Here is a 22,856-nt window from a genome sequence, read left to right as displayed (position 1 = left end):
GCATACGTGAACAGTGGCGGCAGAAATAGCGGTTACTGGCCAGTTAGTAAAGGGGTGGACTACTGTGCGCGAGGAAACACCAGTCTGTGTGACGCAGCGAACATCTCGCCGGACCCCCCTGTCGAAGAAGCCATACCGGCGGGTAACGTCCGGGCAGTCCAGTCATGCTCAGGATTTCAACGACCGAAGTGTCTGAGCACCAGCCCGAGCCTTGGACCGCACCGTCGCATCACACAACGTCGTGGCGCCGGCGCCCTATGAGGAGCAGCAGTCTTGCGCGAGTTCAGCCTTCCGGCTTTGTACGAGGTCCCTGCGGACGGCAATCTGACCGACATCGTCCGCAGAAACGCCGCGCAGCATCCCGACGTCGCCGTCATCGCGCGCAAGGCGGGTGGCGTCTGGCAGGACGTGACGGCGACGGCCTTCCTGGCCGAGGTGCACGCCGCCGCCAAGGGCCTCATCGCCTCCGGTGTCCAGCCGGGCGACCGGGTCGGCCTGATGTCGCGCACCCGCTACGAGTGGACGCTGCTCGACTTCGCGATCTGGTGCGCGGGCGGCGTCACCGTGCCGGTGTACGAGACCAGCTCGCCGGAGCAGGTGCAGTGGATCCTCTCCGACTCGGGCGCGACCGCCGTCGTCGTGGAGCTGGACGGCCACACGGCCGCCGTGGAGTCGGTGCGGGACTCGCTGCCGGCGCTGAAGCACGTCTGGCAGATCGAGGGCGGTGGCGTCGAGGAGCTCGGGCGGCTCGGCAAGGACGTCTCCGACGCCACGGTCGAGGAGCGCAGCTCGCTGGCCAAGGCCGACGACCCGGCGACCATCGTCTACACCTCGGGCACGACCGGCCGGCCCAAGGGCTGCGTGCTCACCCACCGCAGCTTCTTCGCCGAGTGCGGGAACGTCGTGGAGCGGCTGCGTCCGCTGTTCCGTACGGGCGAGTGCAGCGTGCTGCTCTTCCTTCCGCTGGCGCACGTGTTCGGCCGGCTGGTGCAGATCGCCCCGATGATGGCGCCGATCAAGCTGGGCACGGTCCCGGACATCAAGAACCTCACGGACGAGCTGGCGTCCTTCCGGCCGACGCTGATCCTGGGCGTGCCGCGGGTCTTCGAGAAGGTCTACAACTCGGCCCGCGCGAAGGCGCAGGCCGACGGCAAGGGCGCGATCTTCGACAAGGCGGCGGACACCGCGATCGCGTACAGCAAGGCGCTGGACCTGCCGTCCGGCCCGTCCCTCGGTCTGAAGATCAAGCACAAGGTCTTCGACAAGCTGGTCTACAGCAAGCTGCGCGCGGTGCTCGGCGGCCGCGGCGAGTACGCGATCTCGGGCGGCGCCCCGCTGGGCGAGCGGCTCGGCCACTTCTTCCGCGGCATCGGCTTCACCGTCCTGGAGGGCTACGGCCTGACGGAGTCCTGCGCGGCGACCGCCTTCAACCCGTGGGACCGGCAGAAGATCGGCACGGTCGGGCAGCCGCTGCCGGGCTCGGTGGTGCGGATCGCGGACGACGGCGAGGTGCTGCTGCACGGCGAGCACCTGTTCAAGGAGTACCGGAACAACCCGGGCGCGACCGCGGAGGCGCTGGCCGACGGCTGGTTCCACACCGGTGACATCGGCACCCTCGACGAGGACGGCTACCTCCGGATCACCGGCCGCAAGAAGGAGATCATCGTCACGGCGGGCGGCAAGAACGTCGCCCCCGCGGTGATCGAGGACCGGATCCGGGCGCACGCGCTGGTCGCGGAGTGCATGGTGGTGGGCGACGGGCGGCCGTTCGTGGGCGCGCTGGTCACCATCGACGAGGAGTTCCTGGGCCGTTGGGCCGCCGACCACGGCAAGCCCGCGGACTCCACCGCGGCGTCGCTGCGGGACGACGCGGACCTGGTGTCCGCCATCCAGTCGGCGATCGACGACGGCAACGCCGCGGTGTCGAAGGCGGAATCGGTGCGGAAGTTCCGGATCCTCTCCGCCCAGTTCTCGGAGGACTCGGGCCATCTCACGCCGTCGCTGAAGCTCAAGCGCAACGTCGTGGCGAAGGACTACGCGACGGAGATCGAGGCGATCTACGCCAAGTAGTCCCCGGTACGACGTACGAAGGCGCGGTTCCTCCACGAGGACCCGCGCCTTCCTGCGTCCGCGGCGTCGGCGGCCGGGATCAGAGGAGGGTGCGCAGCTTCTCGGCCAGCAGGTCCCAGCGCCACTTCTCCTCGACCCAGCTCCGGCCCCGCTCCCCCATCCTCCGGCGCAGTTCGGCGTCCCCGAGGAGGGCGACGATGCGTTCGGCGGCGTCGGCCGGGGAGCCGCCGCGCACGACCCAGCCGGTCTCGCCGTCGAGCACGGCGTCGGGCGCGCCGCCGGAGTCCCCGGCGACGACGGGCAGTCCGGTCGCCGACGCCTCCAGGTAGACGATCCCGAGCCCCTCGACGTCCAGGCCGCCCCGCCGGGTCCGGCACGGCATCGCGAAGACGTCCCCGGCGCCGTAGTGGGCGGGCAGTTCGGCCCAGGGGACGGCGCCCGTGAAGCGTACGGAGTCCGCGACCCCCGTCTCGTGGGCCAGCCGGCGCAGGTCCCGCTCGTACGGTCCGCCGCCGACGATCAGCAGCACGGTGTCCGGCTCGGCGGCCAGGATCCGGGGCATGGCCAGGATCAGCGTGTCCTGGCCCTTGCGCGGCACCAGCCGCGAGACGCACACGACGACCGGCCGGTCGGTCAGCCCGAGCCGGGCGCGCACCTCGTCGCCGCCCGAGCCGGGGTGGAAGGTCTTCTCGTCGACGCCCGGCGGCAGTTGCACCATCCGCCCGGCGGCCTCGGCGCTCAGCGCGGTCGCGATCCGTGAGCGGGTGTACTCGCCCAGGTAGGTGATCGTGTCCGTGGTCTGCCCGATCCGGCCCAGCAGCTGCCGGGACGCGGGCAGTTGCGCCCAGCCGGCCTCGTGCCCGTGGGTGGTGGCCACCAGCCGTTCGGCGCCGGCCCTGCGCAGCGCGGGCGCCATCAGCCCGAGCGGCGCGGCCGCCCCGAACCACACCGACGTGCACCCGTGCTCCCGCAGCAGGGCCACGGCCCGCCGGGTGGCCCCCGGCGTCGGCAGCAGCATCGTCGTCCGGTCCCTGACGACGGTGAAGGGCTGCTCGGCGTCGAACGCGGCCGTCGCCTCGATGCCCTCCCGGGACCGCTTCCAGGTCGAGGCGTAGACGACCAGCCGGTCGGGGTCGAGGCGGAGCGCCATGTTGTGCAGGAACGCCTGGATGCCGCCGGGGCGGGGCGGGAAGTCGTTGGTCACGATCAGGGTCTTGTGCATCGCAGCCGACCCTATCCAAACGCCGCTCACAGCCGCGCCGGGCGGCGGCTCACAGCCCCGCGGGCAACCATGAGCCTCATGAGCATGACGACGAAGCACGCGGGACCGTCGCCGGCCCGGCTCCTGACGGCCTGGGGCGTGACCCGCCTCGTGCTGCTGCTCTTCGTCCTCAAGGTGTTCGTCTTCCCCGGCCCGGACGTGACGACCGACGTGTCGGTCGTCTACCGGGGCTGGTACGAGGTGCTGCGCACCGGGGCGTTCCCGCAGGCGGACGTCACCTGGCAGTACCCGCCGGCCGCCGCCCTCGCGGTCCTCTCCCCCGCCCTGCTGCCCTTCCTCGACTACGCGTCGGCGTTCTTCGTCCTCGCCTTCCTCGCCGACCTGGCCGTGCTGACGCTGCTGCGGTACGCGGGAGGCGTGCGCCCCGGCCGCTCGCCGCGCGGCGCCTGGATGTGGGTGGCGGGCGTTCCGCTGCTCGGCCCGACCGTCTACGCCCGCTACGACGTGATGGTGACCGCCGTGGCGGTGGCCGCGCTGGTCGCGGGCGCCCGGCACCCCCGGCTGATGGGCGCGCTGACGGGCCTGGCCGCGCTGCTGAAGGTGTGGCCGGTGCTGCTGCTCGCAGGCGCGGTGCGCCGCCGGGCGTGGGCCGCGGCGGCGGTGACGGCCGGGGCCCTGTGCGCCGTGTTCGCGCTCACCATGCCCGGCGCGTTCGCGTTCCTCGCCTTCCAGCGCGACCGGGGCACCGAGGTGGAGTCGCTGGGCGCGCTCGTCCTGCACGGGGCCCGGTGGTTCGGCTGGGACGGCGAGGTGCTGCTGCACTACGGCTCGGTGGAGTTCCTCGGCCCGTACGTGGACGTGGTGAGCGACGCGGCCCTCGGGCTGAGCGCGGTCGCGTTCGGCTGGCTGCTGCTGTGGCGGCTGAGCGCGCGCCGGTTCGGGCCGCACACCCTCGCGGAGGCCGCGTTCACGGCGGTGCTGCTGTTCACCGTCACCAGCCGGGTGATCAGCCCCCAGTACCTCGTGTGGCTGATCGGCCTCGCGGCGGTCTGCCTGTGCCGTCGCGGGAGCCGGATGACCCTGCCGGCCGTGCTGGTGCTGGCCGCGTGCCCGGTGACGGTCCTGGAGTTCCCGGTGTGGTTCGCGGACGTGGTGGCGAGCACCCCGCTCGGCGTCGGCCTGCTCTTCCTGCGCAACGGCCTGCTGGTGGCCGCCGCGCTCACGGCGGCGCTGCGGCTGTGGCGCTCGACCGTGCCCGGGGACGTCCCCGCGCCCGTGCCCGGTCACGCCGCCCGTACCAGCGAGCGGGCCGCCTCGCCCTCCTGACGCCACGTCCGCCGCAGGACCACCCCCACGACCGCGCACTGCGCCCCCATCGCGAGCGCCAGCGCCAGGCACACCCCCGGCAGCCCGAGCCCCGACAGCGCGTACGCGAGCGGCAGCTGGACGGCGGTGCCGAGCACGGTCACCCGCAGCAGCACCGGCGCTCCGCCGCTCCCCTCGAAGACCCCGCCGAGGGAGATGAACCCGGCCATCAGCAGCAGATACGGTCCGACGCAGCGCAGGAACAGCACGCCCTGGTGGGCCACGGCGGGCCCGGCGCCGAAGGCCGCCATGATCCAGGGGGCCGTGACGGCCAGCAGGACGGCGGCGGCGAGCCCGGCCGTTGCCGACACGGTCACGGCCTGCCGTCCGATCGCCCGGCGTTCCTCCCGCCCCTCGCCCCGGGTGTGCGCGGTGTGGATGGCGGCGGCCTGGCGCACCGCGTAGAAGGCCATGGTCGCCACGTACATGACCTTGTAGGCGATCGCGTACGCGGCCACGGCCGTCACCCCGAGCCGGGCCACCACGGCCACCAGGGCGAGCGCCCCGGCCTGGCGCAGGGTGAAGTCTGCGGACATGGGCAGCCCGGTGGTCAGGGTGCTGCGCAGCGAGGCGGCGCGGGCGGCGGCGGGCACCGCCCGGGACGCGGACCGCAGCAGGGCGTTGCGGCGCAGCGCGACCAGTCCCGCCGCCAGGGCCACGCACCGGCACAGCACGGTGGAGGCGGCGGCGCCCCGGACGCCGTGGAGGTGGATGAGGAGGGGGTCGCAGAGCAGGATCAGGCCGTTCGCGAGGAGGGCGAGGCGCATCGGGGTGCGGGTGTCGCCGGTGCCCTTGAGAAGGCCGTCGACGAGCTGCTGGACCAGGAAGACGGCCGTGCCCGGCATCGAGATCGCGAAGTAGGAGACCGCGAGCGGCAGCGCCGGGCCGCCGTCGCCGCCCAGGACGAGCCGGGCGAGCGGCTCGCGCAGCAGGTATCCGCCGGCCGCGACCACGGGTGTGACCACCGCGCACAGCGCCCAGCCACCCCGTACGGCCGCGCGCACGGCCCCCGGGTCCCGGGCGCCCCGGGCGTGCGCGACCAGCACGGTGGTCCCGGAGGCGAAGACCAGGGCGACGCCGAGCAGCACGTTCTCGGTGTTGGTGGCGACCGCGACGGCGGCGACCGCCGGGCCGCCGAGCCGGGAGACCCAGACGGTGTTGATGATCCCGGCGGCGACCGAGGCGAGCAGCGACCAGTAGACGGGGCGGGCGAGCGAGACGAGCTGCGCGCGGTGACGGTCCATGACGGTGATCCCCCTCGTGTCGGGCCGCCTCTCCGCGAAGTACCTCGCACAGAGGTACCTCTATTCGAGGTAGCTCGATAAGAGGTAGCATGGGCATATCGCCGACCGCAAGGGAGAACCATGCTGGAGCTGTCGATCCTCGGCTTCCTCGCCGAGGAGCCCCTGCACGGCTACGAGCTGAAGGAGCGCCTCAAGGCGCTGACCGGCCATGTCCGCCCGGTCAGCGACGGCGCGCTCTACCCCGCCCTCACCCGTCTGGTCGCCGCGGGCAAGCTCGACCAGCACACCGAACAGGGCGCGAGCGCGGCCCCGCGCCGGGTGCTGTCGCTCACCGACCTGGGCCGCGAGGACCTGCTGGAGCGGCTCCGCCACCCCGGACAGGCCGAGATCACCGACCAGGTCCGCTTCAACACGGTCCTGGCGTTCCTGCGGCACCTGCCCGACCGGGAGGAACAGGCGGCCGTCCTGCGCCGCCGGCTGGACTTCCTGCTGACGCCCACCAGCTTCTTCTACGACGACGGCAGGCCCGTACGGGCGGAGGAGACCGGGGACCTGTTCCGGCAGGGCATGCTGCGGGTGGCGCGGGCGACCGGCGAAGCCGAGCGGGCCTGGCTCCAGGAGGCCCTCGACGTGCTGGCTCAGCCGAGCTGATCCGTCAGATACGCCCGCCAGTCCGCCGTGAAGTCCGCCGTCGAGGTGCCCAGCACGCTCTTCAGGGCGCCCTCGACCGCCCCCGGCCGCTCCTGGTGCGCCCCCACGGCCCGGTAGAACGCGTCAAGGCGCACCTCGCCCCACCGCTCGGCGATCATCCGGCAGGCCAGCCAGCCACCCTCGTACGCCCGGGCCAGCCGGCCCGAGTCACCGGAGAAACCGAAGTCCTCGTCGGTGGGCAGCCCCGCCGGCAGCTCCCCCCGGGCCAGAGCGCTCCGGAGTTCGGAGGCGGCCTGGAGGGGGGTGCGGCCGGTCTCGCGGTAGCCGACCCAGTCCGCGTACCCCTCGGACAGCCACAGCGGGGTGGCGGCGTTGGTGTGGGCACGGGTGGCCACGTGGGTGGTCTCGTGGGTGATGACGACCTGCCGGCCGGTCTGGCCGAGCATGGCGTAGGCCTCGGGATTGACCACGATCCGGTCGGCGGGCGCCCCGGTCCCGCCGCCGGTCTCCCCGGTGGTGACGGCGGCGATGCCCCGGTAGGAGGAGGCGGGCGAGCCGAGCAGCCCCGCCATGTCCCGGAGCGACTTCGGGACGAGGACGACGACATGCCCGGCCCAGCCGGTGCCCCAGGCCGCCGACACCGCCGGCACCGCGCCGTCCGCCAGCTCCGCGAACTCCCGCAGCCGCTCCTCGCCCTGCCCGGCCCCGAGCACGAGACTGTGCGCCCCGCGCACCGCGATCACCTGGCCCTGGTCCCACAGCTGTTCGCCGGCCTCCCGCGCGGGCTGCTCGGAGGTCACCGACCACCGCCCGCCCGTGTCCAGGGCGAGCCGCAGGGTGCGGCCGGTGGTCACCGGGGCCTTGTCGTAGCCCTCGACGCGGTAGCTCAGCTCGGCGTCGGCGCTCGCGGTGTCGCCGTCGCGGCGCACCGCGGTCACCCGGTACGACCAGGCAGCCAGCGGTACGGCCCGCAGGCGCGCGTAGGGGATGGCGGTGCCGGTGGCCGCGTAGGCGCGGGCGTCGTGGCCGAGGACGGCGGCCGCCCGCCGGTCGAGCACCGCCTGGACCTCGGCCCGCGCGCTCTGGGTCGTGGGCCGGCCGCCGCAGGACACCAGGGCGACGAGCAGCAGACAGAGCGCCACCACCCCGGATCCGCGCACCCGCCTGTGACCAGCCATCCTCCCGATCGTACGGCGCCCCGCCCGGCCGGGCGCCGGTCAGGGCCTGGTCACCGAGGAGACCGGCATCATCCCGACCGGGTCGTAGCGCACCGGCGCGCCCGGGTAGGGGGCGTGGATGACCTGGCCGTCGCCGACGTACATGCCGACATGGCTGGCGTCGGAGCGGTAGGTGACGATGTCGCCGGGCCGGGCCTGGGAGAGCGGCACCCGCCGTCCCGCGTGGGCCTGGGCCTGCGAGGTGCGCGGCAGGGAGACCCCGGCCTGCCCGTACGACCACTGCACCAGGCCCGAACAGTCGAAGCCGGAGGGGCCGTTGGCGCCCCAGACGTACGGCCTGCCGAGCGCGGAACGGGCGGCGGCGAGCGCGGCGGCCGCCCGGCCCGAGGCCGCAACCGCGCCCTCGGGGCCGGACATGGCGGAGCGGCCGGAGCGGGAGGCCCGGTCGTAGGCGGCCCGCTCCGCGGGCGCCAGGGAGTTGAGCAGCTGCCGGGCCCTGGCGAGCTTGCGCTCGACGCTGCGCTTGTGGCTCACCACGGCCTTGCGGCTCTTCTCCAGCTCGGCGAGCTTGCCCGCGGCCTCGGCCCGGTCCTGGGCGAGTTCGCGCAGGGCGCCCTTGAGTTCCAGGAGTTCACCGGCCTGGTGGGCGGTGATGCGGTCGAGGACGGACGCCTTGTCGAGGTAGTCGTCCGGGTCGTCGGAGAACAGCAGCTCCAGGGACGGGTCGAGGCCCCCTGAGCGGTACTGCGCGCCCGCCAGCGAACCGAGCTCCTCCCGCAGGTCGTTGACGCGCGCCTGCTGCCGGGCGATGGCGTCCCGGGCATCGCCGACCTGCTCGCGCAGGGTGCCGGCAAGCTCGCCGGCCTTGTTGTACGCCTCGGTGGCCTGCTCGGCCTCCTCGTAGAGCCGGTCCACCTCGGCCCGGGTGTCGTCGTGCGGAGCGGCCGTGGCCGGTACGGCGGACAGGGCGCCGAGAGCGGCGGCCGCGGCGGACAGCACGCACAGGGCGCTGCCGGCGCCCCGGTCGAACCCGGACGGTGCAAGGCGGCGATGAGACCCCACAGGAAGCCGCGCTCCTCCCACTGGCTGACGAAACGCGGCAGACAGTAGCCCCGTGTCCAGGGGGTGACCAAAGACCTCGGGAGGGCACGCACAGTGACGCCCCGCCGCTGACGCAGGTCACCGGCGGGGCGTGGGGTCACTTCGGGGTGTCGTAATTCGCCCGTTCGGGCGGTGTCGTGTCCTGATCTTGGAACGGACCCGTGGGGGTGAGGGACCCCCTCGCGGGAATCCGGGTCAGACGCGGACGCCGAACATGAACGGGCCACCGATGGTGGACATCGACTCGTACCGGACGACGGTGCCGGTGCGCGGCGCGTGGATGATCTGGCCGTTGCCGGCGTACAGGCCGACGTGGTGCAGGTCGTTGAAGAAGAAGACCAGGTCGCCGACCTGGAGGTCGCTCGTCGAGTAGATCTTCGTGCCGATGGTCGTCTGCGACTCGGAGGTGCGCGGGATCGCGACGCCGGCCTGGGCGTAGGCCCAGGAGGTGAGGCCCGAGCAGTCGAAGGAGGACGGGCCGGTGGCGCCGTAGACGTACGGGGTGCCGAGCTTGGACTGGGCGGCGCTGAACGCGGCGGCGGCACGGCTGGAGGCGGACCCGGTGTCACCGAGGTCGACGCGCTCGGAGGAGGAGCGGTTGGCGCGGTCCTGCTCGGCGGCCAGCTCGGCCTTCTCCTTGGCCGTCAGGGAGTTGAGCAGCTTCTGCGCCTCGGCGAGCTTGCCCTGGACTTCCTTCTTCTTCTTGCCCAGCTCGGTCCGCGTGGAGGCGAGGTCCTTGAGCTTGTCGGAGGCCTCGGCGCGGTCCTGCGCGAGCTCGCGCTGCTTCTCCTGGATCTTCTTCAGCGACTCGACCTGCTGGGCGCTGAGCTGGTCCGCGGTGGACGCCTTGTCCAGGTAGTCGTCCGGGTTCGACGACAGGAAGAGCTGGAGGGAGGAGTCGATGGTGCCGGTGCGGTACTGCGCGGCCGCCGCCAGGCCCATGGAGTCGCGCAGCTCGTTGAGCTCCTCCTGGCCGCGGGCGACGTTGTCCTGGATGGTGGAGATCTCCTTCTGGAGCTTCTCCTGCTTCTCGGTGGCCCCGTTGAGCTTCTCGGTGGCCTGCTCCGCCTCTTCGTAGAGCTTGTCGACCTTCGTCTTGACCTCGTCCTTGCTGAGCTTCTCGCTCGGTGCCGCGTTGGCGGCCTGGGCGCTGAGGGCGACGGCAGCGGCGGCTGCGGTGGTCAGCACGGTCACGCGAGTGCGACTCGGCTGCTTCGGTCGACGGTGGGACGCCACGGAGACGGGCTCCTTCTTTTGGGTGATCACCCGTGTGGAGGTTCGAGCACCAGACCTTAGTGACCCAGCTGTGATCAGTTCAAATCCCCAGGGGCAAAAATCGCATCACGCGACGCAGTTTTTTCCCGCAACTCACCGGTGGTGATGCAGGGTTGACACTACGTTGCGTGACGATCCCGCCAATTCGGGCATTAAACCTGCAACTTCGACCTTCAGGACAGCCGCTTCAGAAGTACCGCGGAAGCCACGGGTCGGGCACCGGCCTTGGCGACGCCGTCGGCCACCTCGCGGTCGGTCGAGGCGACGATCACCGGCCGGCCCGGCGGCTCGGCCCGCACCAGCTGGCGGATCAGCTCGTCGGCGGTCACACCCGGCTTGGAGAACAGCACCCGCACCCCGCGCGGCGGCGCGAGCAGCACCGGAGCGGCCAGCTCGGCCCCGTCGAAGACACAGGTGACCTCGGCGCCGGTCTGCGCGGCGAGCTGGGAGAGCTGCCCCAGCAGCCGCAGCCGCTGCTTCTCCAGCGGCATCTGCGGATAGCCGGTCTTGGTGACGTTGTAGCCGTCGACCACGAGATGCGCCTGGGGCAGCGCGAGCAACTGATCGAGAATGGCCGGATCGTTCTCCGACAGGGCGCGCGCGGCGATGTCCTTGGGCGTCATCCGGCCCGGTTCGACCGCGTCGACGGTCTCCGCCGGCCGCACCGACACCGGCGGCAACGCCAGCTCGCGACGCAGCCCCTGGGCCGCGTCGAGCACGGTGTCCAGCAGCAGCCGTACCCGCATGTCCTCGACGCTGCGCCCCTCACGGGCCGCCCGGCGAGCGGCCTCCAGGGCGGCCTCGGCCTCCCCGAGCCGCGCCTTCAGCCGCCGCGACTCGCTCTCGGCGGACGACACCTGCGCCTGCCCCTCGGTGCGCACCGACTCGATCTCGGCCTGGATCCTGCGCAGGGCCGCCTCGCCGCGCTTCACGTCACTGAGGGCCGAACGCAGCTTGCGGTGAAGGGATTCCGCCTCCTTCTTCGCCGCGTCCAGCTCGGCGCGCAGCCGCTCGGTGTCCGTCCGGGTGTGCTCGCGGGCCCGGTCCAGTTCCTCGCGCAGCCGCTCCAGTTCGGCCCGGCTCTCCTCGTCGGCCCGCTCGGCGTCCGCCCGCTGGGCCTCCTCGCCGGCCGCGGTCACCAGCTTCACCCAGCCGGTGGGCCGCAGTACGTAGGCCGCGGCCGCCACGTCGAGCGGGTCCGCGGCCGGGGTCGGCGAGCCGGAGTCGAGGGCGCCGGAGAGTTCCGGCTGGGCCTCTCTGAACTTCTCGGCGATGCGCTGCCGGAACAGCGGATCGGTCTCCAGGGCCGCCGCCATCGCGTTGCCCGCGAACTTGGCCCGGCGATTCGGGGCGAACCGGGCGTACTGCCGCAATTGTGCGGGCAGTTCACCGACGGTCAGCCCGCCGAAGCCGTCGGAGACGATCTGTACGACCCGTCGGCGCACGCCGTCGGGCAGCGGACGGTCGAGCATCTCGGCGGCGCCGTCGCCCGGCCCCCCGCCTGCGCTCTCCACCATCCGTCACACCCCAATACTGTCCGGGGCCCTCCCCCACTCTCGACTTCGCTCGAGCGGGGGGACCCCCATGGTCAGGAGCCGGCGCCCGGCCGATCCACGAGTTCCACCTGGTCCACGGCGTTGCACCAGCGGCACCGCACCGACTCGATGGTCTCACTGACCACCTCGCGCTCCTCCACCTTGGGCTCTCCCGCCAGGTCGAGGTGGACGTACTCGACGACCTTCGACGAGCGCGTCACGTCGAACCGGGTGAGATTGCCGCAGAGGGTGCAGCGCCACCGCGTCGCGGCGGTCGGCAGGGGAACCGTCATGGTGACTGTCCGCTTCTTTCTAGTGTCGGTCTTGCGAGGGCGTCGCGCCGGAGACTCCCCGCCGCGTATGGCTCGTAACCCTACGGCCTGGCGGGTAGTCGCCGCCCATCCGTCCAGGGCGGCGAGGCGGTACGGGCAGTTGCGTCCCGTTACGTCATGCTCTGTGTCCATGATCGGCGACTGGAGCGGACCCGTCGGCAGCGCGTTCCGGAGGGCTCCGGTGACCCACGCGCTGATCGCCCTGTGCTGTGTGATCTTCCTGACCGGCCCGGCCGCGGGCCTGAATCCGGCGTACGGCTCCGGCGACGGGCTGCTCGCCGCGCAGCGGGCCTACTTCCGGCGCTGGGGCGTGATCCCGGTCGACCTCTTCGAGGGCTCCCCGGAGGCCGCCCTGACCCCGGCGACGGCCTTGTTCATCCACGGCAGCTGGGTGCACCTCCTGGGCAACACGCTCTTCCTCTTCGTCTTCGGCGCGATGACCGAGGAACGGATGGGCCGCGTCCAGTTCACGCTCTTCTACGTCGGCTGCGGCTACCTCGCGCTGCTGGGGTACGCCGCCGCCAACGCCGAGTCGCCGTCCTCACTGGTCGGAGCGTCGGGGGCGATCTCCGCGGTACTGGGCGCGTTTCTGTACCTGTTCCCCGGGGCGCGGGTGACCAGTCTTCTGCCGTTCCTGTTCTTCCTGCCGCTGCGGTTCCCCGCGTGGATCGTGCTGCCCTTCTGGGCGGCGCTCCAGTGGGTGGCGGCGGGGCGGGCGCCCCAGGGGCCCGGGGTGGCGTATCTGGCGCATCTGGTGGGCTTCGGACTGGGCTTCGGCTACGCGTGGGCGCGTTTTCGACCTGCGGCTAGAGTGAAGGCCGCCCCAGCTCCGGCTCCCGAGGGAGAGAACCAGCCGTGATCACCGCGATCGTCCTCATCAAGACCAGCGTGGACCGGATCCCCGAGATCGCCGAGCGGATCGCCTCGCTGGAGAGCGTGAGCGAGGTCTTCTCGGTCACCGGGACCTACGACCTGATCGCCATGGTGCGGGTGAAGCAGCACGAGGACCTGGCCGACGTGATCCCCGGCAGCATCAGCAAGATCCCCGGCGTGGAGGCCACGGACACGCACGTCGCGTTCCGTACGTACTCGCAGCACGACCTGGAGGCGGCGTTCGCCATCGGTCTGGACTCCTGACCGAAGCGGCACCGCCCACGCACGGCCGCACCGCCCCCGGCGCAACGGCCTCTCAGACCGCCGGGACGCAGCGGCCGTCCTGCGTCCGGTACGTCCACCGCGCACCCTCGGTCACCAGTTCGCGCACCGCCGTGACGAAACGGTCCACGTGCTCGTCGGGGGTGCCGGCGCCGAAGCTCACCCGGATGGCGTTGAGGGACTTCTCGCCCGGGGCCGCCTCGGGGGCGCCGCACTCGCCCTGGTTCTCGGGGGCGCCGCCCAGCAGGGTGCGGACCAGCGGGTGGGCGCAGAAGAGGCCGTCGCGGACGCCGATGCCGTACTCGGCGGAGAGCGCGGCGGCGAAGTGGGAGCTGTTCCAGCCCTCGACGACGAAGGAGATCACCCCGACCCGGGGGGCGTCGTCGCCGAAGAGCGACAGGACGCGGACCGCCGGGACCTCGGCGAGGCCCGTGCGCACCTTCTCGATCAGGTACCGCTCGCGGGCCACCAGCGTGTCGAAGCCCGCCTCGGTGAGCGCCTTGCAGGCCGACGCGATGGAGTAGGCGCCGATCACGTTCGGGGAGCCGGCCTCGTGGCGGGCCGCGCTCTCGTGCCACTCCACGTCCACTCCCCCGTCCTCGCGCCGGGTGACCCGGCGGCTGGCGCCGCCGCCCGCGAGGTACGGGTCGGCCTCGCGCAGCCAGTCGGCGCGGCCGGCCAGGACGCCTGCGCCGAAGGGCGCGTACAGCTTGTGGCCGGAGAAGGCGACCCAGTCGACGTCGAGGTCACGGACGGACACCGGGTGGTGGGGGGCCAGCTGGGCCGCGTCCAGGACGATCCGGGCACCGTGGGCGTGCGCGGCCGCCGCCAGCTCCCGTACCGGCCACAGCTCGCCGGTGACGTTGGAGGCGCCGGTCACGCAGACCAGGGCGGGGCCGTGGCCCCCCTCGATCGGCACAGTGCGGGCGGCGAGGGCCTCCTCCAGGGTGCGGACGGCCTGCTGCGGGGTGCGGGGGGCGTCGAGGTAGGTGACCCGGGCGTCCTTCCAGGGCAGCAGCGAGGCGTGGTGCTCGGTCTCGAAGACGAAGACCTCGCAGCCGGCGGGCAGGGCCCGGGCTAGCAGGTTCAGGGAGTCGGTGGTGGCGCGGGTGAAGACCACCTGGTCGTCGGCCCGGCAGTCGAGGAACTCCGCGACCGTCGCGCGGGCGTTCTCGAAGAGGTCCGTGGAGAGCTGGGAGAGGTAGCCGGCACCGCGGTGGACGCTGCCGTAGTACGGGGCGTAGGCCGCCACGTCGTCCCAGACGCGCTGGAGGGCGGGGGCGCTGGCCGCGTAGTCGAGGGCGGCGTAGGTGACCTCGCCACCGGTGACGAGCGGGACGGTGACATCCCGGCCCAGAACGGGCAGCGGGGCACAAACGGTCTGGTCGGTGGCAGCGGTGGAGACGGACATGACGAACTCCTGTGAGAGGCAGGCGAGATCACACGCCGGACGATGCGTCGACGGCGCGGGAAAAGGAAAAGGGTGTGCGGAGGCGGGGCTCGGCGCCCTATCGCATTCGCTTGCTCACAGAAGGCTCCCTCGATGACCAGGACCCCTGGGCTGTGCCTACTCGAAAGGCGTGAGGGGTCCGCGCTTGCCGTGGACCTTGCTGTCCACGGCCTGGTCTTCACCCGGGGCACCCCGCCACGGACGGAGGGTTGCCGGACAGTCGGCCGGGGCCTCATGACTGTCACTCATGACCTGGTGCAAAAACTTACGGGACGTGATCGCCGTCCCGCAACCCGTGTCCGGATCGCGGGACGTCCGACGACAGGCCCTACGCGTTGCTGGCCGCCACCCAGCGCTCCAGCGCCGCTCTGGCCGCGCCCGAGTCGATGGACTCGGCCGCGCGCGCCATGCCGGCGCCGATCTCCTCGGTCAGCGTCCCCGCGCCCGGGTCGAGGGCCACGAGGGCCGCCGCGGAGTTCAGCAGGACGGCGTCCCGCACCGGGCCCGGCTCGCCCTCCAGCAGCCGCCGCGCGACCTCCGCGTTGTACGACGGGTCCCCGCCGCGCAGGGCCTCCACCGGGACCAGCTCGATGCCGACGTCCCGCGGGTCGAAGGTCTCCGCGACGACCTCGCCGTCGCGCACGACCCACACCCGGGAGGTGGCGGTGGTGGTCAGCTCGTCGAAGCCGTCGTCGCCGCGGAAGACGAGCGAGGAGTGGCCGCGCTCGGCGAACACACCGGCGACGATGGGCGCCATGCGCGGGTCGGCGACCCCCACCGCCTGCGCTCTCACCTTCGCCGGGTTGGTCAGCGGGCCGAGTGCGTTGAACACCGTACGGATGCCCAACTGGCCGCGCGCGGCGCCCACATGACGCAGCGCCGGATGGAACTTGATGGCGAAGCAGAAGGTGATCCCGGCCTCCTCGGCGACCTCGGCCACCCGCTTCGGCGTCAGCTCCAGATTGACGCCCAGCTTCTCCAGGACGTCCGAGGCGCCGGACGCGGAGGACGCGGCGCGGTTGCCGTGCTTGACGACCTTCGCGCCGGTGCCGGCCACCACGATCGACGACATCGTGGAGATGTTCACCGTCTTGGCGCCGTCGCCGCCGGTGCCGACGATGTCGACGGTCCGGCCCGGCACCTCGATCAGGTTGGCGTGCTCGTACATCGTCCGCACGAGCCCGTTGATCTCCGCGACCGTCTCGCCCTTGGCCCGCAGTGCCACCGCGAAGCCCGCGATCTGCGCGTCGGTCGCCTCGCCGCGCATCATCAGGTCCATCGCCCAGGCCGTGTCGTCCGCCGACAGGTCCTGGCCGGCCAGCAGGCCGTTCAGCAGGGCGGGCCAGGAACGGCCCGCCGCGGTGTCGCCTCCAGCGGGGGTCACAGCGCTCATAGCCGCTCCTGGGTGTCGTACGACCGAGTGGGGACTCGGAGAAGAGTGTGATCCCACCCTATCCAGCCGCACGGCACGGCGAAGGGCCCCGTCCGAAGACCGGACGGGGCCCTTCACTCAAGGCGTGGCGACGCCTGGCGATCAGTGGTGGCCGTGGCCGCTCGTGATCTCCTTGTACTCCTCGACGGACGGCTTCGGGATCTGCTGGTCCTCGCCGAAGTACGCGTCACTGATCTTGGCGCGCAGCTTCTCGGAACCCTTCACCTTGCGCTCGACACCGTTCTCGTCGACGGTGGCACCGATCGCGGCCGGCTCGTACTGCTCGTGGGCCGTGAGCGTGTGCAGCTGCTCCTGGGAGAGCGGCTCGTGGATCTCGATGAACTCACCGTGCGGCAGGCGCTTGATGGTGCCGGTCTCCCGACCGTGCAGCACCTTGTCCCGGTCCCGGCGCTGAAGGCCGAGGCAGATCCGCTTGGTGAGGATGTACGCGATGACCGGTCCGACGAAGAAGAAGATCCGGACGAACCAGGTGATCGAGTTGATCGACAGGTGGAAGTGCGTGGCCCACAGGTCGTTGCCGCCGCCCACCAGCGTGATCATGTACATCGTGACCCAGGCGACGCCCAGCGCGGTCCGGGTCGGCGCGTTGCGCGGACGGTCCAGGATGTGGTGCTCGCGCTTGTCGCCGGTGATCCACGACTCGATGAACGGGTAGGCCGCCAGCGCCGCGAGGACGACACCGAACAGCACCAGCGGGATGAACACGCCCAGGACCAGCGTGTGGCCCCAGAGGTTGATCTCCCAGCCCGGCATGAAGCGGATCAGACCCTCGGCGAAGCCCATGTACCAGTCGGGCTGGGCGCCGGTGGACACCTGGTCCGGACGGTAGGGGCCGATCGCCCAGACCGGGTTGATCTGCGTGATCGCGGAGATCACCGCGATGACACCGAAGACCAGGAAGAAGAAGCCTCCGGCCTTGGCCATGTACACCGGCAGCAGCGGCATGCCGACGACGTTCTTGTTGCTCTTGCCGGGGCCCGCGAACTGCGTGTGCTTGTGGTAGAAGACCAGGATCAGGTGGCCCACGACCAGGCCGAGCATGATGCCCGGCAGCAGCAGGATGTGGATCGAGTAGAACCGCGCCACGAAGTCGTGGCCCGGGAACTCCCCGCCGAACAGGAACATCGAGATGTACGTGCCGACGATCGGCATCGACAGGATGGCGCCCTGGGTGAAGCGGACACCGGTGCCGGAGAGCAGGTCGTCCGGGAGCGAGTAACCGGTGAAACCGGTGAACATGCCCAGGACGAACAGCAGGAAGCCGAACAGCCAGTTGATCTCACGCGGCTTGCGGAACGCGCCCGTGAAGAACACGCGCATCATGTGCACGAACATGCCGGCGAGGAAGATCAGCGCCGCCCAGTGGTGGATCTGCCGGATGAGCAGACCGCCGCGCACGTCGAAGGAGATGTGCAGGGTCGAGCTGAACGCCTCGGACATCAGCTGTCCCTGGAGCGGGACGTAGCTGCCGTGGTACTCCACCTCGTTCATCGACGGGTGGAAGAACAGCGTCAGATACACACCCGTCAGGATGATGATCAGGAAGCTGTAGAGGCAGACCTCGCCCAGCATGAACGACCAGTGGTCGGGGAAGATCTTGCGCATGTTGGCCTTGGCCAGGGAGTAGATCCCCAGCCGGCCGTCGGCCCAGTCGGCGATGCGTTCGCCGGCCGGCGCCTTCCCGCGTTCGCGGGACTCGGTGGTCTCTGTCGTGCTCATCCGCGCTCCCAGAAAGCAGGACCGACGGGCTCTTCGAAGTCGCCGAGCGCCTCGAGGTAGCCCTCGTCGTTCACGCCGATGCGCAGCTGCGGCAGGGCGTGACCGGCCGGGCCGAAGATGACCTTGGCGCCGTCGGAGAGGTCGAAGGTGGACTGGTGGCAGGGGCACAGGACGTGGTGCGTCTGCTGCTCGTACAGCGAGATCGGGCAGCCGACGTGGGTGCAGATCTTCGAGTAGGCCACGATGCCCTCGTGGGACCACTCGAGTTCCTGCTTGTCCTTGATGTCGTCCGGCTGGAGCCGGACGATCATCAGGGCCGCCTTGGCGATCTCGTTCTGGAAGTCCTCGTCGTGCTCCTCCAGGCCCTCGGGCTTGCAGAAGGTGAGCGAACCGACGGCGACGTCCGAGGGACGCAGCGGCTCGTCGGTGTTCATGTTGACGAGGAGCTTGCCCTTGGCCCACAGCGTGTGACGCAGCTTGTCCTCGGGCAGCGGACCGAGGTCGCGCAGCAGCACGACACCGGAGAGCGGCACCAGGGTGAGCGCGCCGAACATCGTGTTCCGGATCAGCTTGCGACGGCCGATCGCCGACTCCGTGGCACCCGCCTTGAAGTCCGCGTGGACCTTCGCGCGCACCTCGGGAGGCGCCGCGATCGGGTGACGATCGTCGGCGACCTCGACGTCGGACATCAGGGTGCGGGCCCAGTGGACCGCGCCGGCGCCGATGGTGAACAGCGCCGTGCCCAGCGTCAGACCCAGCGCGAAGTTCAGCGCGCTGAGATGACCGATCGGGAACACGAAGATCGACCTGTCGGCCGGGATCGTCACGTAGGACGCGATGAAGCCGACAGTGGCGAGCATCGACACCGTGAACAGGAACGCGACCGCACGCTCGGACCGCTTGGCGGCCCGCTCGTCGATGTCCTGGATCCGGTGCTCGTGGGGCGGCAGGCCGGGGTCGGCGAACGGGTTCTTCTCGTCCGCGACGGAAACCGCGCCGTGCGCGCCTTCGTGGGCGTCCCGCTCAGCGGGCACGTTCTCTTCTGGAATGTCTTGGCTACTCATGACTTCTTGGCCTTTGCGGTCCGAGCGGCGACCCAGACGGCGACCGCGATCAGTGCGCCGAGGCCGAAGATCCAGGCGAACAGGCCTTCACTGACGGGGCCGAGGCCACCCAGCTCCAGACCGCCCGGGTTCACCGTCTCGTCACTGTTGACCGCGTGCAGGTACGCGATGATGTCCTTCTTGTTCTGCTCCGACAGCGTCGTGTCGGGGAAGGAGGGCATGTTCTGCGGGCCGGTCTGCATGGCCTCGTAGATGTGCTTCGGGTCCACGTCCTCGAGGTCCGGCGCGTACTTGCCGTTGGTGAGGGCGCCACCCTTGCCGGTGAAGTTGTGGCACTGCGCGCAGTTGGTGCGGAACAGGTCGCCACCCTTGGCGATGTCGGCACCCTCCGGGCCGTACTCGGCCTCGGTGGGGACGGTCGGGCCGGCACCCAGGGAGGCGATGTACGCGGCCAGCTGGTCGATCTGCGCCTGCGTGTAGATGACCTTCTTCTTCGGCACCTGGGCGCCCTGGGAGGTCGCGGCCGGCATCCGGCCGGTACCGACCTGGAAGTCGACGGCCGCGGCGCCCACGCCGACCAGGCTCGGACCGTCGGAGCTGCCCTGACCGCCGGTGCCGTGGCAGCTGGCGCAGCCTACGGCGTAGAGCTTCTTGCCCTCTTCGATGGCCAGGGACTGGGCGGTTTCATCTGCCTGCGCCTTGCTCGCGGGCGCGAACGCGGCGTACAGCCCCCCCGTGCACGCCAGCGCGAGGAGTAGGACGACGAGCGCCGCCAGCGGATGGCGTCGTCGTGCGGAGAGCTTTTTCACGGATTACCCCGGTGTCAGGATCTTCTGCGTCGATGCTTCTGGGATGTGCGCCTCTTCGGCGCGGAGAACGGTCCCGACTACTTGATCATGTAGATCGTGGCGAAGAGGCCGATCCAGACGACATCGACGAAGTGCCAGTAGTAGGACACGACGATCGCGGCGGTCGCCTGCTCGTGGGTGAACCTCTTGGCCGCGTAGGTGCGACCGAGGACCAGCAGGAAGGCGATGAGGCCGCCCGTCACGTGCAGGCCGTGGAAACCGGTGGTCAGGTAGAACGCCGAGCCGTACGGGCCGGAGGAGAGCGAGAGCCCGTCCTTCTTGACCAGCTCGGTGTACTCGTACACCTGACCGCCGATGAAGATCGCACCCATGATGAAGGTGACGATGAACCAGCCCCGGAGCTTCTTCACGTCACCGCGCTCGGCGGCGAACACGCCGAGCTGGCAGGTGAGCGAGGAGAGCACCAGGATCGTGGTGTTCGTCGCCGAGAACGGGAAGTTCAGGAACTCGGCCTGTCCCTTCCAGTACTCGGCCCCCGTCACCGATCGCAGGGTGAAGTACATCGCGAAGAGGGCCGCGAAGAACATCAGCTCGGAACTCAGCCAGATGATCGTTCCGACGCTGGTGAGGTTCGGCCGATTGACCGACGGGTGCGCGTGCCCGGTTTCTACTGTCGTTGCTGTCGCCACGACCGACATTATGTCGGTCGCTTATCCCGCCCTCACTCCGGGGGGTGCCGTTCGGAGTGTTCGCACCTCGTGTACTGCCCGGATGGCCCATCGAAGTCGTGTTCCAAGCGGTGTTGACGAGGTGTTCAAGGGAGTAGCATCCGCCGCAACGGTTCTGTCCGTACGACGCCGATGTCACGGAGGAAGCATGCAGGCGACCGCCACGGTGCTGGTCTACAGCGACGACTCCAACACCCGCGAGCAGGTACGGCTGGCCACCGGCCGCCGGCCGGCTCCCGATGTGCCCGTGGTGGAGTTCCTGGAGTGCGCCACGCACGCGGCGGTCGTGCGCGAGCTGGACAGGGGCGGCATCGACGTCGTCGTCCTGGACGGCGAGGCCGCGCCCATGGGGGGCATGGGGCTGTGCCGTCAGATCAAGGACGAGGTCTTCCAGTGCCCGCCGGTGCTGCTGCTGATCGGCCGGCCTCAGGACGCGTGGCTCGCCACGTGGAGCCGTGCGGACGCCGCTGTGACGCTGCCGGTGGACCCGGTGGAGTTCGCGGAGGCACTGGCCTCCCTGTTGCGCCAGAAGAGGCTCCAGAGCGCCTGAGGGGCCTCCAGGGGCGGTCGGAGGCCTCCCGGGGCCTCTGACCGGGGTCACACGGCCGCGGGTTGCAGCGTCGCCGTGTCCTGGTGGACCACCTGCCGGGTGTTCGTCAGGGCGCTGCCCGTCGTCCACTTCTTCCAGTCGACGTTCCAGTCGCCGAAGCCGTTGCCGAAGGTCTCCATCGTGCGGCCGTAGCTGTTGACCACCTTGACGACGTCGCCACGGCGGACGGTACGGAAGAACCAGGCCGCGTTGGACGTGCTCATCCCGGTGCAGCCGTGGCTGACGTTCTCGTACCCCTGGGAGCCGACGCTCCAGGGGGCCGCGTGGACGTACTCGCCGCTCCAGGTGACCCGGGTGGCGTAGTAGACGTCGAGGTCGTACGAGTCGTCCGAACCCTCGGCGATGCCGATGGTGGTGCCGCGCATCCGTACGAAGTACTCCTTGCCCAGGACGACCTTGACGCCGTTGCGGGTCTCGAAGCCGGGCTTGCCGGTGGTGACGGGGATGGTGTTGATCGCCTCGTCGTTGCGGTAGACCGTCATCGAGTGGGCGGAGGCGTCCGTGACCGCGACGACCCGGTCCCCGATGGAGAGTTCGAGGTCCTTGGTCCGGCTGCCCCACAGCCGGTCGCCGATCTTGATGCCGTCCAGGTTGCTGTGGACGCGGACGGTGGCGTGGGCGGGCCAGTACTCCTTGGGCCGGTAGTGGAGTTCCTTGTCGTCCACCCAGTACCAGGCGCCCTGCACGGCGGGCGCGGAGCCGACCTTGAGGCCCCGTTCGACGACGGCCCGCTGGGCGGGGTCCTTGACGGGCTCGCTCAGCTTGGCGGTGACGGGCTGGCCGACGCCGTACTCGCCCGTCTCCGGGCCGAACTCCACCGTCAGACGCTTCTTGCCCGTGGGCCGGCCGGTGTCGAAGGCCACGACCCGGCGGCCGGGGGCTCCGCCGTCGTCCTCGGTGCTCACCCGGACCGTGTAGTGGGCCTCGGCGGCCAGCGGCTCGGTGCTGTGCCAGCGGCTGCCGTCGGCGGAGAGTTCGCCGGCCACGTAGCGGCCGTCCGCGTCCACGGCGATGACGTCCGTGATGCGGTCGTCGGAGTCCGCGGTGGTGATCTCCAGGGGCTTGTCCGGGTCGGCCTTGCGGCCTTCGTCCTCGGGCCCGTTGAAGGAGATCAGCTCGGTCGCGTCGTAGGGCCGGGCGGCCAGGGGGTTGTCGTCCGAGCCGCAGGCGTTGACGCCCGCGACCAGTGCGGTCACCAGCAATGTGCAGCCGACAACGGTGCGGGGGCGGGGTGAGTGGCTCATGACTTCACGCTAGGGAGCCACGTCAACAGCGGCGCGCTGGGCGCCACGGATGGAGGACACACATTGCGGCAAAAGACGGAGCCCGGACCCTCCGTGACGGAGTGTCCGGGCTCCAGTGCGCTCGGCGCGTGCTACTGGGTGCGGTTCTCACCGCGGTAGTACTCGAAGACCCAGCCGAAGATTCCGATCATGATGATCGGGGCGGCGAAGTACAGCAGCCACCAGCCGACCGCCACGCCGAGGAAGGCGATCGCGCCACCGACGGCCAGGGAGAGCGGCTGCCAGCTGTGCGGGCTGAAGAACCCGATCTCGCCGGCGTCGTCCGCGACGTCCGCCTCCTTGTTGTCCTGCGCACCGGTGTCGACCCGCCGGGCGGTGAAGCCCAGGTAGAAGCCGACCATGATGCACAGGCCGAAGGCCAGGAAGAGGGCCGTGGTGCCGGCCGGCTCCTTCGACCACACGCCATAGACGACCGCCATGGCGAGGACGAAGACGCTCAGCCAGATGAACATCTTGCCCTGGATCTTCACTTGCCGGCCTCCTTGCTGCCCGAGATGGCACCGGCGGGACCGGCGTGCTCCAGCTGCTCGAGCGCCGCGATCTCGGGGTGGTGCAGGTCGAAGGCCGGGGATTCACTGCGGATCCGCGGCA

The 22,856-nt window shown here is 71.1% G+C and carries 21 protein-coding genes and 1 riboswitch; of the genes, 6 read left to right on the top strand and 15 right to left on the bottom strand.

What is annotated here, in order from left to right; all coding sequences use genetic code 11:
• Positions 1 to 273: 273 nt before the first annotated feature.
• Positions 274 to 2,070: an AMP-dependent synthetase/ligase gene (locus tag IE275_RS37725; RefSeq protein WP_189717186.1), complete on the top strand. Its 1,797-nt coding sequence runs from the start codon at positions 274 to 276 to the stop codon at positions 2,068 to 2,070.
• Positions 2,071 to 2,149: 79 nt separating this feature from the next.
• On the opposite strand, the gene IE275_RS37720 is transcribed toward IE275_RS37725, so the two are convergent.
• Entirely contained in the window at positions 2,150 to 3,292 is a 1,143-nt protein-coding gene (locus tag IE275_RS37720) for a glycosyltransferase family 4 protein (RefSeq protein WP_189717185.1), read from the bottom strand.
• An 84-nt stretch (positions 3,293 to 3,376) separates the two neighbouring features.
• Between IE275_RS37720 and IE275_RS37715 the strand changes: the two genes are divergently transcribed.
• Positions 3,377 to 4,618: a glycosyltransferase 87 family protein gene (locus IE275_RS37715; protein WP_189717256.1), complete on the top strand. Its 1,242-nt coding sequence runs from the start codon at positions 3,377 to 3,379 to the stop codon at positions 4,616 to 4,618.
• Here the strand turns inward: IE275_RS37715 and IE275_RS37710 are convergent.
• The gene (locus IE275_RS37710) at positions 4,576 to 5,901 is read right to left on the bottom strand and encodes an MATE family efflux transporter (protein ID WP_189717184.1); all 1,326 of its coding nucleotides are present in this window, start codon (positions 5,899 to 5,901) and stop codon (positions 4,576 to 4,578) included. The two genes, IE275_RS37715 and IE275_RS37710, sit on opposite strands and share 43 nt — an antisense overlap.
• 120 nt (positions 5,902 to 6,021) lie before the next feature.
• On the opposite strand from IE275_RS37710, the gene IE275_RS37705 reads away from it, so the two are divergent.
• Positions 6,022 to 6,552 (top strand): PadR family transcriptional regulator, encoded by a 531-nt coding sequence (locus IE275_RS37705; protein WP_189717183.1) that lies wholly within the window; start codon positions 6,022 to 6,024, stop codon positions 6,550 to 6,552.
• On the opposite strand, the gene IE275_RS37700 is transcribed toward IE275_RS37705, so the two are convergent.
• From IE275_RS37700 to IE275_RS37680, 5 genes are all read right to left on the bottom strand, one after another.
• Entirely contained in the window at positions 6,540 to 7,730 is a 1,191-nt protein-coding gene (locus IE275_RS37700) for a hypothetical protein (RefSeq protein WP_189717182.1), read from the bottom strand. The two genes, IE275_RS37705 and IE275_RS37700, sit on opposite strands and share 13 nt — an antisense overlap.
• 39 nt (positions 7,731 to 7,769) lie before the next feature.
• On the bottom strand, positions 7,770 to 8,792 hold the full coding sequence (locus IE275_RS37695) for a C40 family peptidase (RefSeq protein ID WP_189717181.1): 1,023 nt from the start codon (positions 8,790 to 8,792) through the stop codon (positions 7,770 to 7,772).
• A gap of 234 nt (positions 8,793 to 9,026) precedes the next feature.
• Positions 9,027 to 10,067, bottom strand: a complete 1,041-nt coding sequence (locus IE275_RS37690; RefSeq protein WP_189717180.1) for a C40 family peptidase — start codon at positions 10,065 to 10,067, stop codon at positions 9,027 to 9,029.
• Positions 10,068 to 10,279: 212 nt separating this feature from the next.
• Complete coding sequence (locus IE275_RS37685; RefSeq protein WP_189717179.1) at positions 10,280 to 11,623, bottom strand: NYN domain-containing protein; 1,344 nt, start codon at positions 11,621 to 11,623, stop codon at positions 10,280 to 10,282.
• 71 nt (positions 11,624 to 11,694) lie between these two features.
• Entirely contained in the window at positions 11,695 to 11,934 is a 240-nt protein-coding gene (locus tag IE275_RS37680) for a hypothetical protein (RefSeq protein WP_020129990.1), read from the bottom strand.
• A gap of 169 nt (positions 11,935 to 12,103) precedes the next feature.
• Here IE275_RS37680 and IE275_RS37675 point away from each other — a divergent pair, with 169 nt between their 5' ends.
• Together IE275_RS37675 and IE275_RS37670 are read left to right on the top strand one after the other, a co-directional pair.
• A complete protein-coding gene (locus tag IE275_RS37675) occupies positions 12,104 to 12,832 on the top strand; it encodes a rhomboid family intramembrane serine protease (protein ID WP_189717178.1) in 729 nt (242 codons plus the stop codon).
• Positions 12,829 to 13,110, top strand: coding sequence for an Lrp/AsnC family transcriptional regulator (locus IE275_RS37670; RefSeq protein ID WP_099928230.1), 282 nt, complete (start codon positions 12,829 to 12,831; stop codon positions 13,108 to 13,110). Before IE275_RS37675 ends, IE275_RS37670 begins: the two co-directional genes overlap by 4 nt.
• Before the next feature lie 52 nt (positions 13,111 to 13,162).
• Here the strand turns inward: IE275_RS37670 and IE275_RS37665 are convergent, their stop codons facing one another.
• The 6 genes from IE275_RS37665 to ctaE all read right to left on the bottom strand — a co-directional run bounded on the left by IE275_RS37665 (position 13,163) and on the right by ctaE (position 20,321).
• Positions 13,163 to 14,539: an aminotransferase class V-fold PLP-dependent enzyme gene (locus IE275_RS37665; RefSeq protein WP_189717177.1), complete on the bottom strand. Its 1,377-nt coding sequence runs from the start codon at positions 14,537 to 14,539 to the stop codon at positions 13,163 to 13,165.
• Between the two features lie 175 nt (positions 14,540 to 14,714).
• Positions 14,715 to 14,831, bottom strand: a riboswitch (SAM riboswitch).
• A gap of 75 nt (positions 14,832 to 14,906) precedes the next feature.
• Positions 14,907 to 15,971: an anthranilate phosphoribosyltransferase gene (trpD, locus tag IE275_RS37660; protein WP_189717176.1), complete on the bottom strand. Its 1,065-nt coding sequence runs from the start codon at positions 15,969 to 15,971 to the stop codon at positions 14,907 to 14,909.
• Positions 15,972 to 16,112: 141 nt separating this feature from the next.
• Positions 16,113 to 17,750: a cytochrome bc1 complex cytochrome b subunit gene (gene qcrB, locus IE275_RS37655; RefSeq protein ID WP_189717175.1), complete on the bottom strand. Its 1,638-nt coding sequence runs from the start codon at positions 17,748 to 17,750 to the stop codon at positions 16,113 to 16,115.
• Positions 17,747 to 18,814: a cytochrome bc1 complex Rieske iron-sulfur subunit gene (gene qcrA, locus IE275_RS37650; RefSeq protein ID WP_189717174.1), complete on the bottom strand. Its 1,068-nt coding sequence runs from the start codon at positions 18,812 to 18,814 to the stop codon at positions 17,747 to 17,749. The genes qcrB and qcrA overlap by 4 nt, the downstream gene beginning before the upstream one ends.
• Positions 18,811 to 19,623, bottom strand: coding sequence for a cytochrome bc1 complex diheme cytochrome c subunit (gene qcrC, locus IE275_RS37645; RefSeq protein WP_189717173.1), 813 nt, complete (start codon positions 19,621 to 19,623; stop codon positions 18,811 to 18,813). The genes qcrA and qcrC overlap by 4 nt, the downstream gene beginning before the upstream one ends.
• A gap of 77 nt (positions 19,624 to 19,700) precedes the next feature.
• Entirely contained in the window at positions 19,701 to 20,321 is a 621-nt protein-coding gene (gene ctaE / locus IE275_RS37640) for an aa3-type cytochrome oxidase subunit III (protein WP_189717172.1), read from the bottom strand.
• A gap of 178 nt (positions 20,322 to 20,499) precedes the next feature.
• Here ctaE and IE275_RS37635 point away from each other — a divergent pair, with 178 nt between their 5' ends.
• Positions 20,500 to 20,901, top strand: a complete 402-nt coding sequence (locus IE275_RS37635; protein ID WP_189717171.1) for a response regulator — start codon at positions 20,500 to 20,502, stop codon at positions 20,899 to 20,901.
• Between the two features lie 47 nt (positions 20,902 to 20,948).
• On the opposite strand, the gene IE275_RS37630 is transcribed toward IE275_RS37635, so the two are convergent.
• Together IE275_RS37630 and IE275_RS37625 are read right to left on the bottom strand one after the other, a co-directional pair.
• Positions 20,949 to 22,205, bottom strand: a complete 1,257-nt coding sequence (locus IE275_RS37630; protein WP_189717170.1) for a L,D-transpeptidase — start codon at positions 22,203 to 22,205, stop codon at positions 20,949 to 20,951.
• Between the two features lie 131 nt (positions 22,206 to 22,336).
• Positions 22,337 to 22,735: a cytochrome c oxidase subunit 4 gene (locus IE275_RS37625; RefSeq protein ID WP_189717169.1), complete on the bottom strand. Its 399-nt coding sequence runs from the start codon at positions 22,733 to 22,735 to the stop codon at positions 22,337 to 22,339.
• Positions 22,736 to 22,856: the final 121 nt, after the last annotated feature.

It is taken from the genome of Streptomyces phaeofaciens, from assembly GCF_014648915.1.
Lineage (GTDB): Bacteria > Actinomycetota > Actinomycetes > Streptomycetales > Streptomycetaceae > Streptomyces > Streptomyces phaeofaciens.
Note: the sequence above shows the minus strand (reverse complement) of the source record. Positions and strands in the feature narration are given on the sequence as shown.